Source organism: Clostridium sp. JNZ X4-2, from assembly GCF_054889485.1.
Genome location: NZ_CM142685.1, coordinates 418,702 through 435,018 on the forward strand (window position 1 = coordinate 418,702; position 16,317 = coordinate 435,018).

The window sequence follows — 16,317 nt, forward strand, 5'->3', positions numbered from 1 at the left end:
TTTTCCCCTCCTAATTTAAGAATGACAGCAATTGCTGTTTTGTTTTTTGAGCATCCTGGGCAGATTTTTGAAAATATGATTTTACCTCCGGATCAGTGCAGTCCTGTAAGTATGTCTGCATTTTTTCACAAGCTGTGTCGTGTGCTCCGATAAGGTGCCTGAGATTTTGAAGTTCCTGTTGATTTAATTGTGACATAATAAATGCCCCTTTCATACATAATTTTTTAACCAGTAATTATTATCTTTAATTTTAATTTAATTATGCAGAAATATAAAAAATATTTAAAGGATTTTATATATATGTATAGAATTATATAATTTAAAATATATAAAGAGGAGATAAGTGATATCATGATTAAAGTTATATCTAAAAGCTATGTTGAATCAGGTGAAATAGAGAAATATAAGGATTTGGCTTCTGAATTAATTGAAAAAAGTAAAAAAGAAGAATCAAATATATCTTATGGATTGTATCAAGACATTGATAATCATCAAGTTTTTACTTTTATAGAGGAATGGAAGGACAAGGATAGTTTATATAGACATATGAAAACAGATCATTTTATGAAAATAGTTCCTAAACTTGCTGCACTTCGGGAAAAAGATGCGGATATGAATATATATACTAAATGCCTTTAATGATTTTAAGTGCTGCAATATATATATATTGCAGCAGGAAATTAAGTAAAAGCAGCTGAATGTTGAATGAAAATCAGCTCCCTATGAAATCACCGCCATTTACATGTATAGTTTGACCGGTAATAAAAGAAGCTTCAGGGGATGCTAAAAATACATAAGCAGATGCCAGCTCAACTGGCTGACCAGGCCTGCCTATGGGAATAGCACCGCCAAATTTTCCAACTTTTTGCGAGCTGTAAGAGGAAGGGATAAGAGGTGTCCAGATTGGACCTGGCGCCACTGCATTTACCCGTATATTCCTTTCTATTAAAGATAACGCCAGAGAACGGGTGAAGGATACAACTGCACCTTTTGTAGAAGAGTAGTCAATCAAGTCTTTGCTTCCTTTATATGCGGTTATGGAGGCTGTATTTATTATGCAGCAGCCTGGCTTGAAATAAGGCAATACTGCCCTTGTAATATAAAACATACTGAAAATATTTGTTTCAAATGTCTTCTCCAGTTGTTCATCTGTTATATCTTCAAGGCTGTTCTGGGGAAATTGTACTCCGGCATTATTTATGAGAATATCTATTTTATTATATTGCCCTATGGTTTTCCCGATGGCAGTTTTGCAGAAATTGTGATCCGTAATATCTCCCGGAATGAGAAGGCATTTTCTGCCTAGGTTTTCTATGGCCTTTTTTGTGGTTTCCCCATCTGCATGTTCATTATAGTAAATTATGGCCAAATCTGCACCTTCTTTGGCAAAAGCCAGGGAAACAGCTTTCCCTATTCCACTGTCTCCTCCCGTGATTAAAACGGTTTTATTTTCTAATTTAGAGGATCCCCTGTATTCAGGATCTTCAGTTACTGGTTTTGGATTCATTTCGGATTCTATTCCAGGCTGGGTATTCTGTTTTTGCTGGGGAATAGACTTTGGAAAATTCAAGTAAAAATTGCTGTTCATATTTAAAACCTCCTGATAATATTTTATGTACAAGGTAATATAAGCCCCTTGTCATGGCCGTCTATACATAAAGTCTGCATATAGACAATGCAAGCTGTAATACTATCAATAATAGTATGGATAATTATAAGAATAATATCCTTTAGTATATTTAAACTGAATAAAGGAAAACATAAAATTAAAATGTGTATAGGAGGTAAAAGGGCCAATATGGAAAGTAGATCCTTATTTCAGCCTATTAAAATAGGCAAAATAGAAATAAAAAATAAAATATCAATGGCTCCTATGGGGGCCTTCGGCCTTGTAGACAATGAGGGATGTTATAATCAAAGGGCCATAGACTATTATGTAGAAAGGGCGAAAGGGGGAACGGGTCTTATTATAACCAGTATCACCAAAGTTGAAAATGAGCTGGATAAAGTTGTACCCGGTGTAATTCCGATTATTTCAATAAATCCTGGAAGATTTATAATGACATCAGCGGAGATGACAGAAAGAGTTCATGCTTATGGTGCAAAGATATTTCTACAGCTTACAATGGGTTTTGGAAGAAGCGGTGCACCAGGCACACTCTTAACCTCACAGCCTGTTTCTGCTTCAGACATTCCAAATTACTGGGATCCCACTGTTACCTGCAGGGCACTTACTACTTCAGAAGTAGAATGGATAGTTACAAAATTTGTTGAAGGTGCTGAAGTGGCAAAACAAGCAGGGTTTGACGGCGTTGAAATACATGCAGTACATGAAGGGTACCTGCTTGATCAGTTTACACTTTCCATATTCAATAGGAGAACTGACAAATATGGCGGGGATTTAAGGGGAAGGCTTCAGCTCCCAATAGAAATAGTACAGGGAATAAAGGCCAGAGTGGGAGACAGTTTTCCTGTAGGGTTGAGATACAGCGTGAAAAGCTGTATAAAGGACTGGAGACAGGGCGGACTTCCAGATGAAGAGTATGTGGAAAAAGGCCGTGATCTGGAAGAAGGACTTGAAGCTGCAAAAATTCTTGAATCTGCAGGATATGATGAACTCAATACGGACTTGGGTACATATGATGCATGGTACTGGTCCCATCCGCCCCTTTATCAAAAAGATGGATTATATCTTCCATATACCAGGGAACTTAAAAAAGTTGTTAAAGTTCCCGTTATAGTTGCAGGTAAACTTGGCATTCCAGAGGTGGCTGAAAAAGCCCTTGATGATGGGTCAGCAGATATGATCGGACTTGCAAGACCACTTCTCTGTGATGCATACTGGCCTAAAAAAGTTCTGGCAAATCATCCGGAAAGGATTCGTCCCTGTATTGGGTGCCATACAGGATGTCTTGGAAGGGGGTTTGAGGGAAAACCATTGAGCTGTACAGTAAATCCTGCTGCCGGAAGAGAAAGATATTATGAAATAAAGCCTGTACAAGAGCCAAAGAAAGTGATGGTTATAGGAGGAGGAATGGCTGGAATGGAGGCAGCCAGAATTGCAGCTATGAGAGGCCATAAAGTTACACTATATGAAAATAAGGGGGAGCTTGGCGGGGAAGTTATTCCAGGTTCGGTTCCTGATTTCAAACTGGATGACAGAAGGCTCCTTGACTGGTATAGAAATGAAATGAAAGAACTTAAGATTAAAATAGTTTTAAATACAAAAGTAACAGAAGATATTGTCCAAAAAGAAAATTCTGATGTGGTAATTATTGCAACTGGCGCAAAAGATATTAAACTTGATTTGCCCGGTATAGAAAAAGATAAAGTTACAACAGCAGTTGAAATTTTAAATGGGAAGAAACAAGCTGGAGAAAATGTGCTTATGGTCGGCGGCGGACTTGTTGGATGCGAAACGGCCCTTTACCTTGCAAAACAGGGGAAGCAGGTCACAATTGTTGAGGCCAGGGATGGTATATTAAAAGCAGGCAAAGCAGTTCCCCATATGAACAAAATAATGCTTATTGATCTTCTAAAAAAGTACAATATAAAAACTATTACGGGAAATTCCCTGCTTGAGGTAACAGATGACGGTGCCGTACTAATTGACAGTGAATTTAAAAAGCAAAATGTACCTGCTGATACTGTTGTAATTGCCATCGGATTTAAATCTGACAGGGAATTGTATGATAAACTCAATGGTAAAATGGCCGATTTATATATAGTTGGCGATGCGTACCAGACTGCTAATATAATGGACGCAATATGGAGCGGAAATGAAATTGGTCTCAACTGCTGATTGCGGAATTCAATGCCTGTCTCAAAATTTATTTTGAGGCAGACATTTTATATGATAAATAAGTAATAGCTGGTAGTCAACTGCCCATTGTCCGCTGTCAATTGTTATTACTTTTCCAGCCTTGCACTTATTATGAGTCTGTGTGTGGCAACCCTGATAGGTGTACAAGTAACAAGTGTCATGGTTGAGTCCTTTGTTGCATTTAACACCTCTACCTGCTGGGGAAGAACCACCTTGGTGTTGAATATCTTATATTTATAATTTCCTTTGATTGTTTCTATGGTTATTTCATCGCCTATTTTTAATTCTCCCAGTCTGTTGAAATATTGCCCAAAAGTATAGCTCCTATGACCTGCTAGGGCAAAATTTCCATTTTCACCGGGCATGGCCGTACCTTTAAAGTGCCCTACTGCATATCTGAGTGTAGCCATATCGGTTCCCTCACCTATTGAAACCTTTAAATCTATTTTTGGTATGATGAGGATACCTATTGTACCGTAATCTGTCTTTGAATCCTTGTCTGAATTTTTTTTGCTCACCTTTGAACCTTTATTCAAAGGGTTGGTGTTTTTAATTTTCTGCTCATAATTTTTTATCATATTATCCTGCTTATACCTTGTCCAATATTTGGCCCCAAAGGCATATAAAAGTATTAAAATTCCTATGAGTATAAATATGAGACCTATTATTCTGACTCTCTTCAATAGATTTTCCTCCAATATTATTTCAAATTCTAAATAAAAACAATAATTGTATTAAAAAAATAATAATATTATCAATGTTAATAATAAATTTAATGTGATAAAATTTTGAGTAATATAATTGGTATATTATGTACTATATTTTAATGCTTGAGTATAAATTAGTCAATGTATTTTTACTATAAATGAGTGATTAACTTCATTATAAAGTATATAATAAAAGTATGAACAAAAAATAAAAATATATATTATTTGTAATAAAATGGTATTAAGTAATGATGAAATTATTGAATATTCAAAAGGAGTACTAGTATTTAATGAAAAACCTATTGAGATTTATTATAGTTTTGGGTATGCTTGCAATTTCATTTTTTATATCATTTTCAGATATAAGTTCAACTGAAAAACCTGCTCCTGCACTTAATGGAAGGATGGATCTTTCAAAGTGGAATTTTTCAAAAAACGGTACTGTAAATCTTGATGGACAGTGGGAACTATATGATCATCAACTGCTCACCCCGGAAGATTTTACTGAAAAAAGCAGTGTCAGACCCAGGCTGACAGGGTACATAAAACTTACTTCCACCAGGCAGAATGATAGAAATAGTAAATATATGGAACCTGAAGGTATAAGAACCTATAGATTGGTTATGAAGGTAAGACCTTCAGACAGGGTATTTGGTCTAAGTTTGGGAAATATTAGGATGAGCAGCAGGGTGTATGTAAATGGTATTGAGAGAGGATCAAGTGGAAACCCCGGTGAAAAAGCCAGGGGATATTATGCAGGGACAACACCTTATGATACATATTTTGGTATAAATGGAAGCAAAATTGAAATAATTCTTCAATGTGCTAATTTTGGATACCCCTTTAAAGGAACAATGTATAAAATATGTTTTGGACTGCAAAGAAATATTAACCTTAGGACTATTATGAATTGTTCTATTGAATTGTCTGCAATTACATTAATGCTGCTATTGGCCCTATATAGTATATATATATATCATGTACGAAAGAAGAAGGTTTACCTATATTTTGGGATAAATTTTCTAACTGCTGTAGTTAACTTGCTTTTAAGCGGGGAAAAAATATTTGCTCAATTGATTCCTGCAGTGCCCTTTGAATTGTTATGTAAGACCCAGGAGATATCTGTTGTTCTCACTGTAGTGTCTTTAATGGGAATTATAAAAGAACTGGATAAAAATATACTGCCAAAATTTATAATAAACTTCACTAATATTTTAAGTTCCTTTTACATAGCTTTGGTTTTAACAACTGGATATGCTGTATATATGTATTTAAATGCGGCACAGTTTGCTTTTATTACGGCATTTTTATTTACAGTTATTGCAAGAATATTGTTCATAATTAAGATGAATGCATATGATTCCAGGAAAAAAGAGGAGACCGTTATTTTTTTGGAAGCAATCATCTATTTGTCTATCTGTCTGATAAATAATTTTCTCTGTTCCTTGAACTTGATAAATAAAAGATTCATGGGAGATCTGGCTATTTGCGGATTTGTAATACTTTTGGTAAATATTTTTTCGTACAGGTCTATCGTGGCTTATAAAGACATGGAAAGAATGTCTGCAAAGCTTATAAAGATGGACAGGGTAAAAGATGAATTTATCAGCAGCACATCTTATGAACTCAGAGCGCCGCTGTATGGAATTATCAATATAGCTGAAACTATAATTAAAGAAAATGGTGCTTATTTAAAAAATAAAAATATAAAGAACATAATAATAATAAAGAACATAGCATTAAAATTATGCAATGTGGTAAAAGATACACTGGATGTAACCCTTCTAAAAAACGGACAGTTGAAAACCAGCATATGCACAGTGGATATAAAAGTCTGCAGCAATATAGTGGTGGAAAGTTATAAATACATAATGCAGAAAGGAAATATAAAAATTGTCAATAATATAAAAAAGTCCATATTGGTAAAAGCGGATGAAAACAGGGTAAAGCAGGTTTTATTTAATCTTATTGACAATGCTGCCCAGAATATGGATAGAGGAACAATAAAAATAGACTGCAGAAGTAAAGATGATATGGTTTATGTATCAGTGGAAGATACAGGATCCGGCATACCTGAGAATAAGCGGGACACAATTTTCAAGCCCTATGAATCATTAAATTCAGAAAAAATTGGATTGGGCTTGTATATAACTTATCAATTAATTGAACTTATGAAGGGAAAAATATATCTGGATTGGTCAGAGGAAAACAAGGGAAGTCGTTTTGTGTTCTCACTGCCTGTTTCAAAAGAAAAAAACAGTTTATATAAAAAAATACAGAAAAAAAATACAGAGTATTTTGATAGTATATCTTCAGTAGACTGTTCTGATGCAGTAAAAGATGAAAAATATCAAAGCACAATTTTAGTAGTAGATGATGAAGTATTCAATATTCAAACGGCTCTTAATATATTTTACAGGGAAGGGTATAATGTGTTAACTGCACTGTCGGGAGAAGAGGCATTGAAAAAAGTAGAAGATAATAAAATTGATCTGGTACTTCTGGATGTAATGATGCCGGGGATTTCAGGCATAGATGTATGCAGAAAAATCAGAGAAAAATATTCGGTTATTGAACTTCCAATACTTATATCCACCTTAAAGGATACAAATTATGATCTGTTTCTTGGATTTGATGCAGGGGCAAATGATTTTATAACCAAGCCTTTTGAAGAGAAGGAAATAACTGCCAGAGTCAAGACCTTGATTCAAATGAAAAGATCCATGGAAGATGTACTGAAAAATGAAATGGCCTTTCTCCAGGCACAGATAAAGCCTCATTTTTTGTACAATACTATAAGCACTATAATTTCTTTTTGCTATACTGACGGGGAAAAAGCAGCCAGACTTCTTACCAATTTCAGCAAATACCTGAGGTTGGCTTTTGACGTAGACAATAAACTCATGACTGTGTCCTTAAGGCATGAAATCGAGATGGTATATGCCTATGTGGAGATAGAAAAGGCCCGTTTTGAAGACAAGATAAATGTTGAATATGATATCCAGAAAGACCTCATGGGTGAGGAAGTCCCTGTACTTTGTATTCAGCCCCTGGTGGAAAATTCCATTAAACATGGATTACTTGGAAAAAGCAGTGGAGGAACTGTATATGTTTCCGTACGAAGGAGTAATCATACAATTTATATTATAGTTAGAGACGATGGAATTGGCATGACCCGGGAAAAACTCAAGGAATTGAGAAACAATGAGGGTGGAAATACCGGAATAGGATTTTCTAATATCAGCAGGAGGATTAAAAAATTAAGAAAAGGAAATATAGAAATATATAGTACTGCGGGAAAGGGAACAGTTGTGACTATATCTATTGAAAGTTTAGCTTATGATTAGCTGCTGAAACATTTCATTGATAGCTTAATATTTTATGGGGGAATAATTGATGAAAACTGTAATTGTAGAAGATGAAAAACCAATTTTGAAGTTGATGAAATTGGTTATAAGCAGAAATAAACATCTGAAAATAGTAGGACAATTCACTGATTCCAGAGAAGCTCTTAAGGGTACATCAAAACTTTTACCAGATGTTGTTTTTGTGGATGTAGAGATGCCTTTTATGAATGGACTTGAACTTTCAAGAAAAATAAAGAGCTTTAATGAAAATATACAGATAGTTTTTGTAACTGCCTATGAAAAATATGCACTGGAAGCTTTTAAAGTCAATGCGGTAAACTATATCTTGAAACCAATTACGGAAGAGGATTTAAATGCAACTGTAGATAGACTGCTTAAAAATCAACATACAGAAGAAACCACCTCAAAGGATGACAAGAAAAACAAAATATTTATTTTAGGATGTTTCAAGGTATATGGCAGTTCAGGAGATGAAATTATCAAGTGGTCTACTGCAAAGGTTCAGGAATTGTTTTCATATTTTGTTTATAAAAAGGGTGAAGATACGGATAAATGGCAGCTGTGTGATATACTCTGGCCGGATTCACCCCCTAAAAAAGCTGAACATAATCTGCATAGTTCCATATATAGGATGAAAACTGTTTTAAAAAGTGTGGGAATAGAGAATATAGTGCATTATGAAAACGGAAAATACGGAATGAATTTAAAGGAATTTTACTGTGACAGCTGGAGGTTTGAAGATTTTATTGAAAATAATCCTGTTGTCAATGAGAAAAATATAACCGCCTGTGAAAAAAATTCAGCACTTTATAAGGGAATATTATTTGGAAATGAAGATTATTTATGGGATGCAGATTTAAATGAAAAACTCAGGAGATATTATTCCACCAGTGCTAAAAATATAGCTGAATATTATATGAAGGTAAAACTTTACAACAAATCAGAAGAATATTTAAAAAAGGCAATTGAAATGAATCCTTTTGATGAGATAGCTCATGAGCTGATTATGAAGGTATATTTTTATATGGGAGACAGGATAGGATTGGTCAGCCATTATAAAAAGTTAAATACATTGTTTAAAAGGGAGCTTCACATACCACCTAAAAAATCCACTGTAGAGCTTTATAAAAATTTGTTTGTGAAATTATAGGAATGGATCTGTAAAGTTGAAAATTAATGCCTAAAGGTTCTGATGGATTTTCGGAGTTTGCCGAAAATCTTTTATATCAGGTTTTTTATATATTGTGAGAAACTTGTGAGTTTTTTGTGATAGATGTGTGACAAAAATATATTATCATTAAAATTATAAAGTAAAAATTATTACTTAATAGTATTGATTTTTCTTTATACAATGGCATTTGCAGGATAGGTTTAAAAAATCAGGTTATAAAATCATAAATTTAAAATACTCTTATTTGTGAAGGCCATTTAATTTTATTATAAAGGGGGGATAAAATGAAAAAGAAAAGAAAAAAAATCTCAGCAATTGCAGTGGCCATACTTTTTGTACTGCAGATATTTTCATCCTTTGGCCCCATAGGAAGTGTCAAAGCAGATGAAGGTTCAAGCCCATCAGCTTCTGTAGATCTTACAGATACACTTAAATTTATAACTGGAGTCACCCTTAAGGATGAAGAGGGAAATGATATTAGTAAAGCAGAAAATGTGGACAAAAGCTCGGCAGTTAACGTAAATTATACATTTTCCATTCCAGGTGGTACAACCGTAAATAATGGTGATACCTATAAAATTCAGCTGCCTGAGCAAATCAAGATCTCAAGTGAACAGACAGAGGACATTAAAGATTCTACTGGCAATATAATAGCAAGTGTGGATGTGGATACATCGGGGAAGGCATTGATTACTTTTAATGATACAGCAGCTTCTGCTTCTGATGTAATCGGTACTTTTGCCATATCCGCCGGATTCAATGAGGATAAAATAGGAACAGAAACTTCTGCATCCATTGATTTTAAAATTGATGGACAAAGTCCTGTGACGGTGAATTTCAAGGAGGATGCGGCTTCGGAGGATACTGGCAAGCCAAGTACAATTGGATAGACAGTTTCTTCGAGTGATGTCTCAGCATCTGCCGATGCAACTACTGGTACTGATATTACAAATTCATTTCCATTTATAACAGGTGTCAGTATAAAAGATGCAAGTGGCAACGATTTGGGTAATGATGTGGATAAAAATTCGGAAATTCACGCTAACTATACCTGGAGCATTCCAAATTCAGTAGATGTCAATTCAGGTGATTATTATAAAATGCAGCTGCCGGCTCAGATTCATATTGCAGCACCTATTGATCAGCCAATAAATGATGATAATGGAACAAAGGTAGCGGATATGCATGTGGATAAAAATGGGCTTGTAACACTCACGTTTACAGATTATCCAAGTACACATTCCAATGTAAGTGGTTACTTTTATATTGACTGTCATTTTGAAGAAAGTGAAATAGGTAATAATAATCCGGTGACCATTACTTTTACTATTCCGGGTATATCGGATCCTGTTATAGTTGATGTTGATTTTGAGCAGCCCGAGCCGTCTATTACAAAAGATGTAGTGAATAAAGGTTATGATGCGGCGACAGATGAAATTACATGGAAGTTAACGGTAAACAAGGAAAATGTAAATGTCAAGAGTGCAAGTGTTGAGGATATCATAAATGCAGGACAAGTATTTGTACCAGGTTCTGTTACAGTTAACGGTTCTCCGGCGGATACTTCGAATTATAGCTATGATTCCAGCAGTAAAAAGTTTATTTATAATTTTGGAGATATAACTGCACAACAGGTTATAACTTTCAAGACAAGTATCCATGATGATTTGGCCACTAAAGGTCAAAGTACTGGAGATGGATGGCCTTATAGTAATAAAGCCGTTCTAAAATATAATGATAACGGAACTCCACAAACCATAATTTCCAACACGAAAACTGTTGATGTACCTGTGAAGTTGATCAGTAAAGATGGAACATATAATTCTTCAACTAAGCAAATTGATTGGACAATCACCGTAAATGAAAGTGGAAGGGTAATTGACAATGCAGTAGTTACTGATATAATTCCTGAAGGTCTTACTTTAATTGGTGCTTCAGTTAAAGTAGATGGAAATGCTGGTTCAAGTTATACAATGTTAGGACAGCTTTTTACCTATAGTTTAGGAAGTATAACTGAAAAGAAGGTAATTACTTTTTCAACTTCTGTGGATCAAAATGTATATAATAGTAATAATTCTCCGACCTACAACAATACTGCTGCATTAACAGGTGATGGAGTTACAGATGGAACATCTGCCAGTAAGGGCGTTGGAGTTCCAACAAATATCATTCGGAAAACCGGATCAAGGTATAATGCTGCTACAGGTATCATTACCTGGACAATTACTGTGAACGACAATAAAACAAATGTTGCAGCCGGTGCAGTGGTTACAGACAACATTCCTGCTGGACAAACTTATGTAGCAGGCAGTGCTGGTATAGATGACACCTCAAATGGTTCTTTTACTACATTGTCAGATGGAAAAGTTGTCTATACGTTCAACAATGGTTTTAGTAAGACCTATACTATAACCTTTCAAACCCAGGTAACTGATCCTACACACTATAGGGCAAATTACAGTGATATTTACAGTAATCCCGTTAATTTGACTGCCGATGGTATAAATCAGGACACTAATGGAACCCAGCAGGTAACCAGTAATGTAATCACCAAAACAGGTGAGGGATATGACTATTCCACAAGAGAAATTACCTGGAAAATTGTAGTGAACAAGAATGCAATGCCCATAACCAATGCAGTGGTTACTGATGTTATCCCAGAAGGGCAGCGGTATGTAGCTGGTTCTGCAAGTATAGATGATGGTGCAAATGGTTCATTTACTACATTATCGGATAATCAGGTTATTTATACTTTTAACGGTACTATCAATAAAACTTATACTATAATCTTCAAGACAAAGCTTACTGATTTGAGTATTTTCAATACCAGCGGAAATAAAATATTAAATAATACTGCATCTATTACTGGGGATGAAATACCTACAGATGGAGATGCATCAAGTACAGGAACACAGACTGTTAAAAATTCAGTAGTTACTAAAAAATCTACCTATACAAGTGGTAATTCCTATATCGACTGGACGGTGAAGGCAAATGCCAACTGGAGTATTCCTTTAGCCGGTACAACTATAACCAGTGCAACTATAACTGATAAGCTGCAGGATGGGCTTTCATTGGACACGGACACTGTGGAATTGTACAAAGCTACTGTAAATGCTGATGGAAGTCTTGCACAGGGAGATAAAGTTGCTCTTACTGCTGATAATGTAAAATACAATCCTGACACCAGAGAATTTGATTTCACATTTCCACAGGATGCAGGAACTGGGGCTTTTATTTTGAACTTCAGGACTAATGTAACCAAGACAGGAGATTATACAAATTCAGTGGAATTTGTGGGAAGCAGAGTAGATGAAAATTCTACTACTACCCAAAATGGTGTCTGGTTTTCACAAGGCGGCGGCGGTGCCACTGGAGAAACCGGAAGCATTAATGTTGTAAAGGTTAGTGATGATGGTGATACAAAATTATCAGGTGCAGTATTCCAGCTTCTTGACCAGTATGGAAATGTCAAGGAAACTTCTGCTCCTACAGGAGCTGATGGTGCTGCGTTGTTTGACAAGCTGAAATATGATACCAATTACTCCGTCAAAGAAATAAAAGCACCTACAGGATATAATTTGTCAAGTGAAATTCATACTTTCCAGATTTCCAATGCTTCAGCCCAGAAGGATATTACTTATAATTTTGAAGACACCAGAAAGACAGGAAAGGTAACATTCACCAAGACAGGTGAAGATTCAGATTCAACTGTACTTTCAGGAGCAGAATTTACACTTTATAAACCTGATGGTATTACTCCGGTTAAAGATGAAAATGGTAGCAATATAACTGCAACCAGCGATTCGGATGGAAAAGTGACATTTAACTGTGACGTTCCTTATGGATACAAGATAATAGAAACCAAGGCACCAACAGGATACAGTATAAATTCAAATCCTTTAACTGCAACTGTGGATGGCAGTGGAAATGTTGTACTTGATAAAAATACTATATCTGATAGCAAGATCAGAAATGATGTACAATTCACCAAAGAGGATCAAAACGGGAATCCACTTCAAGGGGCGGTATTTAAGCTTTATAAGAATGATGATGCAGACTTTGAAAATCCTATACAAACTGCAACAAGTGATGAGAATGGCATTGTCAAGTTCACTGATGTGGCATATGGTTACAAAATAAAGGAAATTACTCCTCCAACAGGCTACAATCCTTCTGATAAAGTGCTGACTGTAACCATGAGTCAGGATGGAAAGTCTGTGCAATTAGATGAAGATAATAATACTGTTACTGATAACATTATGACAGGTAATATAATATTTACCAAAATAGGAGAAGATTCAGATGCAGCCGGACTGAAAGGAGCAGAATTTACACTTTATGATGAAGATGGAGCTACTAAAGCTGTGGATTCATCAGGTAATGTTATAGCTCCTGTGATAAGTGATGTCAGTGGAGTTGTGAAATTTGAGAATGTACCATATGGTATCTACAAAATAGTGGAAACTAATAGACCAGACAACTATAATCCTTATGAGGGGAATATAGTGGCGGACTTAACACAAATAACACAAAACGGGCAGGATGCAGTTATTACTGTTGATAGTGCACCTATATCTTCTAATAATACTATTTCCGACACAAAAATAAGAGGAAATATACAGTTTAAGAAGACAGATCAAAATGGCAACCCTCTTAAAGGTGCAGTGTTTACACTCTACAAAATTGGTGAAGATGGCAAAACTCTTACAGCGGTTAAAGGTGCTGACGGCAAAGATTTAACTGCAGTCAGCGGAGCAGATGATGTGGAAGGTGCTGCTGTTACAGACGGACTTGTGACCTTTAGGAATATTGAATATGGAAGTTATGCCATAAAAGAGACCACACCACCATCAGGGTATTACCTTTCATCTAAAGTATTGGATGCAAATATAACTGAAGATGGAAGCACCGTATATGCACGACCGGCAGGAGATACTGAAAGTGATATTTACAGTCTTTCCGATACCAGGATACCAGGCGGCGGAGGTTCCATACAGGGAAATATAACCCTGAAGAAAACCGATGAAGGTGGAAATGCTTTGAGCGGAGCGGTGTTTACACTGTATAATTCCAGCGGAAATCCGGTTCAGACTGCTACTTCAGATGCCAGCGGAGCTGCCCAGTTTACCAAAGTACAGCCAGGCAAATACACTGTTAAGGAAACAGTGGCTCCTGCAGGATATGTTCTTTCCACCCAGGTAATTCCTGTGGAGATAAATATGAGCAAGACCTATGACATTGGAACTGTGAAAGATACTAAAAATGCAGCAGCAATTGAAGTGAAGAAGACCGATGCCAACGGAAATGCTTTAAGCGGAGCAGAATTCACATTGTATAACAGCGGTGTAAAAGTGGCTTCAGCAGTAAGTGGTCAGGATGGAATTGCCAGATTTGATAATGTAGTTTACGGAAATTACACTATTAAAGAAACCAGGGCACCTGCTGGATATGATTTGAATCAGGATACATTGAGTGTACAGGTTGACTCTTTAAAAACCTATCAGTTTACTGTGGTAGATGAAAAGGGAACTCCGGGTCCAAATAATCCGGGAGGAACACCTAATCCAAATAATCCGGGTGGGGGAACCCCTGATTCCAACAATCCTGGAGGTGGAACACCTAATCCAAATAATCCAGGAGGTGGAACTCCTGATTTAAGCAATCCACAGGGAGGAACTCCTGGCAGTATATCACAAAGCCTTCCTAAAACAGGAAGTATGGTAGATACTGCAGTATTGCTGGCAGTTGGAATCATGGCAATACTTGCAGGAATTTGGATGATGATTAGAAGTAAAAGATCAGAAAAAACATCTAGATAAAATCAAGTGACAAAAAAGATGGTGTTTCCAGGAATATTGGGGGCACTGTCTTTTTTGTATGTTATATTAAATACATAATTATAAAATAACGGGATAAATAATTGATCAAGTGATTATTTGCAATACTGAGGAGGGTATTATTTATGGAGGAAAATGTTGTACTTAATATTTTAAACGGGCAGATGATGTATGATTATTTCAAACAAAGTCATCTTGATGAAGACGGCATATATGTGCCTTTTAATGAGGCAATGTGTTCAGGTAAGGTTACAGAACATATTTTTTCTCATGAATTTAATAAATGCCGCTGTAATGTTCATAATATAAGTATGGATAAATACAATGAGATTACATTAAAACCCTTGAAACCATTATTTGAAAATGAATTTTCATCTGTTGTGCTGTGGTTTGATGAAGACATGTTCTGTCAGATCAATCTTCTCACAATTCTTGCCTATTTGGATCAGAACAGTTATGGCAGCAGGGTGGGTTTTAATCTGGTAGGCCGGGACTTCAAGCTAATTCATGGTTTCGAATTTTATGCACAGGGGTATCTACAGATCTATAAACAGGTTATGTTATGCAGATTCATGCCTGAAAGTATTTATCTGGGTACATTGAAGAAGGGTGTTGAACTTTATCTGGAATATCTGAAAAAGGATAACGCCATAACCAAATATATAAGACAACAGGGCAATTTGGAGGAAAGTGTTTTGATAAGCAATTTGCTGAGCAAATTTTCTCAATATGGCTTGACTGATACCCAGTATTTAAAACTGATTAAAGAATGTAGGAAATAAGGTATGGGTTGTGGCAAATTTAAGTTGCTTTTACCACAATCCATGCCTTTTTAATATATTCCTCTATTGGTAAAAAAAATATTTGACTAAACTGAAATATTGAACTAAAATATATTTTGTGTACGAAATATATTTATACGAAGTATATACTTATTTAGAAAGAAGAGAGGATATGAATGATGTAGAAGATGGAATCAGATTACTTAGAACAATAAAAAGAGTGATGAAAAATGCACATAAGATTATGGGGCAGCGCTTTAAGAATTTTAATCTGACTGGACCGCAGCTGTTTGTTGTCATTGCTTTAATTCATCACGGAAAAATGAAAATAAGTGATTTAAGTGAAAAGATGAGTTTATCCAATAGTACGGTATCTGGAATTATTGATAGATTGGAAAGGCAGGGTTCGGTAAAGAGAGTTAGAAGCAAAGAAGATAGAAGAATAGTTTATGTGGAGGTTACTTCTGAATTCAGGAAAATTGCTGAAACCAAACATGGAGAAGTTGAAAACACATTTCAATCCATGCTGGACATGGCAACTCCGGAGGAAATAGATATAATAAACAAAGGTTTTGATACATTGGAAGAAGTAATGGATAGACAAAAAATGAACAAGGAGTGAAAGA

At 35.6% G+C, this 16,317-nt stretch carries 11 protein-coding genes; 8 read left to right on the plus strand and 3 right to left on the minus strand.

Annotation, left to right across the window (positions count from 1 at the left end):
* Positions 1–10: 10 nt before the first annotated feature.
* Entirely contained in the window at positions 11–196 is a 186-nt protein-coding gene (locus tag ACYUJ6_RS02210) for a hypothetical protein (protein ID WP_461844250.1), read from the minus strand.
* Between the two features lie 155 nt (positions 197–351).
* Here ACYUJ6_RS02210 and ACYUJ6_RS02215 point away from each other — a divergent pair, with 155 nt between their 5' ends.
* Positions 352–639, plus strand: a complete 288-nt coding sequence (locus ACYUJ6_RS02215) for a putative quinol monooxygenase (RefSeq protein ID WP_461844251.1) — start codon at positions 352–354, stop codon at positions 637–639.
* Positions 640–712: 73 nt separating this feature from the next.
* Here ACYUJ6_RS02215 and ACYUJ6_RS02220 read toward each other — a convergent pair whose 3' ends face one another.
* Positions 713–1,588, minus strand: coding sequence for an SDR family oxidoreductase (locus ACYUJ6_RS02220; RefSeq protein ID WP_461844252.1), 876 nt, complete (start codon positions 1,586–1,588; stop codon positions 713–715).
* Between the two features lie 210 nt (positions 1,589–1,798).
* On the opposite strand from ACYUJ6_RS02220, the gene ACYUJ6_RS02225 reads away from it, so the two are divergent.
* Complete coding sequence (locus ACYUJ6_RS02225) at positions 1,799–3,802, plus strand: oxidoreductase (RefSeq protein ID WP_461844253.1); 2,004 nt, start codon at positions 1,799–1,801, stop codon at positions 3,800–3,802.
* Between the two features lie 107 nt (positions 3,803–3,909).
* Here ACYUJ6_RS02225 and ACYUJ6_RS02230 read toward each other — a convergent pair whose 3' ends face one another.
* Positions 3,910–4,506 carry a class D sortase gene (locus ACYUJ6_RS02230; RefSeq protein ID WP_461844254.1) on the minus strand — a complete coding sequence of 199 codons (597 nt, stop codon included), beginning with the start codon at positions 4,504–4,506 and terminating at the stop codon, positions 3,910–3,912.
* 314 nt (positions 4,507–4,820) lie between these two features.
* Here ACYUJ6_RS02230 and ACYUJ6_RS02235 point away from each other — a divergent pair, with 314 nt between their 5' ends.
* The 6 genes from ACYUJ6_RS02235 to ACYUJ6_RS02260 all read left to right on the plus strand — a co-directional run bounded on the left by ACYUJ6_RS02235 (position 4,821) and on the right by ACYUJ6_RS02260 (position 16,313).
* Entirely contained in the window at positions 4,821–7,877 is a 3,057-nt protein-coding gene (locus ACYUJ6_RS02235) for a sensor histidine kinase (protein ID WP_461844255.1), read from the plus strand.
* 49 nt (positions 7,878–7,926) lie between these two features.
* Entirely contained in the window at positions 7,927–9,048 is a 1,122-nt protein-coding gene (locus ACYUJ6_RS02240; protein WP_461844256.1) for a response regulator, read from the plus strand.
* A gap of 305 nt (positions 9,049–9,353) precedes the next feature.
* Positions 9,354–9,959: an Ig-like domain-containing protein gene (locus ACYUJ6_RS02245; RefSeq protein WP_461844257.1), complete on the plus strand. Its 606-nt coding sequence runs from the start codon at positions 9,354–9,356 to the stop codon at positions 9,957–9,959.
* 114 nt (positions 9,960–10,073) lie between these two features.
* Positions 10,074–14,891 carry a SpaA isopeptide-forming pilin-related protein gene (locus ACYUJ6_RS02250; protein ID WP_461844258.1) on the plus strand — a complete coding sequence of 1,606 codons (4,818 nt, stop codon included), beginning with the start codon at positions 10,074–10,076 and terminating at the stop codon, positions 14,889–14,891.
* A 143-nt stretch (positions 14,892–15,034) separates the two neighbouring features.
* A complete protein-coding gene (locus tag ACYUJ6_RS02255) occupies positions 15,035–15,691 on the plus strand; it encodes a hypothetical protein (protein WP_461844259.1) in 657 nt (218 codons plus the stop codon).
* A gap of 172 nt (positions 15,692–15,863) precedes the next feature.
* Positions 15,864–16,313 carry a MarR family winged helix-turn-helix transcriptional regulator gene (locus ACYUJ6_RS02260; RefSeq protein WP_461844260.1) on the plus strand — a complete coding sequence of 150 codons (450 nt, stop codon included), beginning with the start codon at positions 15,864–15,866 and terminating at the stop codon, positions 16,311–16,313.
* Positions 16,314–16,317 lie beyond the last annotated feature (4 nt).

Excerpts from the sequence above, each read along its gene's own strand:
- ACYUJ6_RS02255 (WP_461844259.1), top strand. The coding sequence starts at position 15,035 with ATGGAGGAAAATGTTGTACTTAATATTTTAAACGGGCAGATGATGTAT.
- ACYUJ6_RS02220 (WP_461844252.1), bottom strand. The coding sequence starts at position 1,588 with ATGAACAGCAATTTTTACTTGAATTTTCCAAAGTCTATTCCCCAGCAA.
- ACYUJ6_RS02215 (WP_461844251.1), top strand. The coding sequence starts at position 352 with ATGATTAAAGTTATATCTAAAAGCTATGTTGAATCAGGTGAAATAGAG.
- ACYUJ6_RS02260 (WP_461844260.1), top strand. The coding sequence starts at position 15,864 with ATGAATGATGTAGAAGATGGAATCAGATTACTTAGAACAATAAAAAGA.
- ACYUJ6_RS02240 (WP_461844256.1), top strand. The coding sequence starts at position 7,927 with ATGAAAACTGTAATTGTAGAAGATGAAAAACCAATTTTGAAGTTGATG.
- ACYUJ6_RS02225 (WP_461844253.1), top strand. The coding sequence starts at position 1,799 with ATGGAAAGTAGATCCTTATTTCAGCCTATTAAAATAGGCAAAATAGAA.
- ACYUJ6_RS02245 (WP_461844257.1), top strand. The coding sequence starts at position 9,354 with ATGAAAAAGAAAAGAAAAAAAATCTCAGCAATTGCAGTGGCCATACTT.
- ACYUJ6_RS02235 (WP_461844255.1), top strand. The coding sequence starts at position 4,821 with ATGAAAAACCTATTGAGATTTATTATAGTTTTGGGTATGCTTGCAATT.
- ACYUJ6_RS02210 (WP_461844250.1), bottom strand. The coding sequence starts at position 196 with ATGTCACAATTAAATCAACAGGAACTTCAAAATCTCAGGCACCTTATC.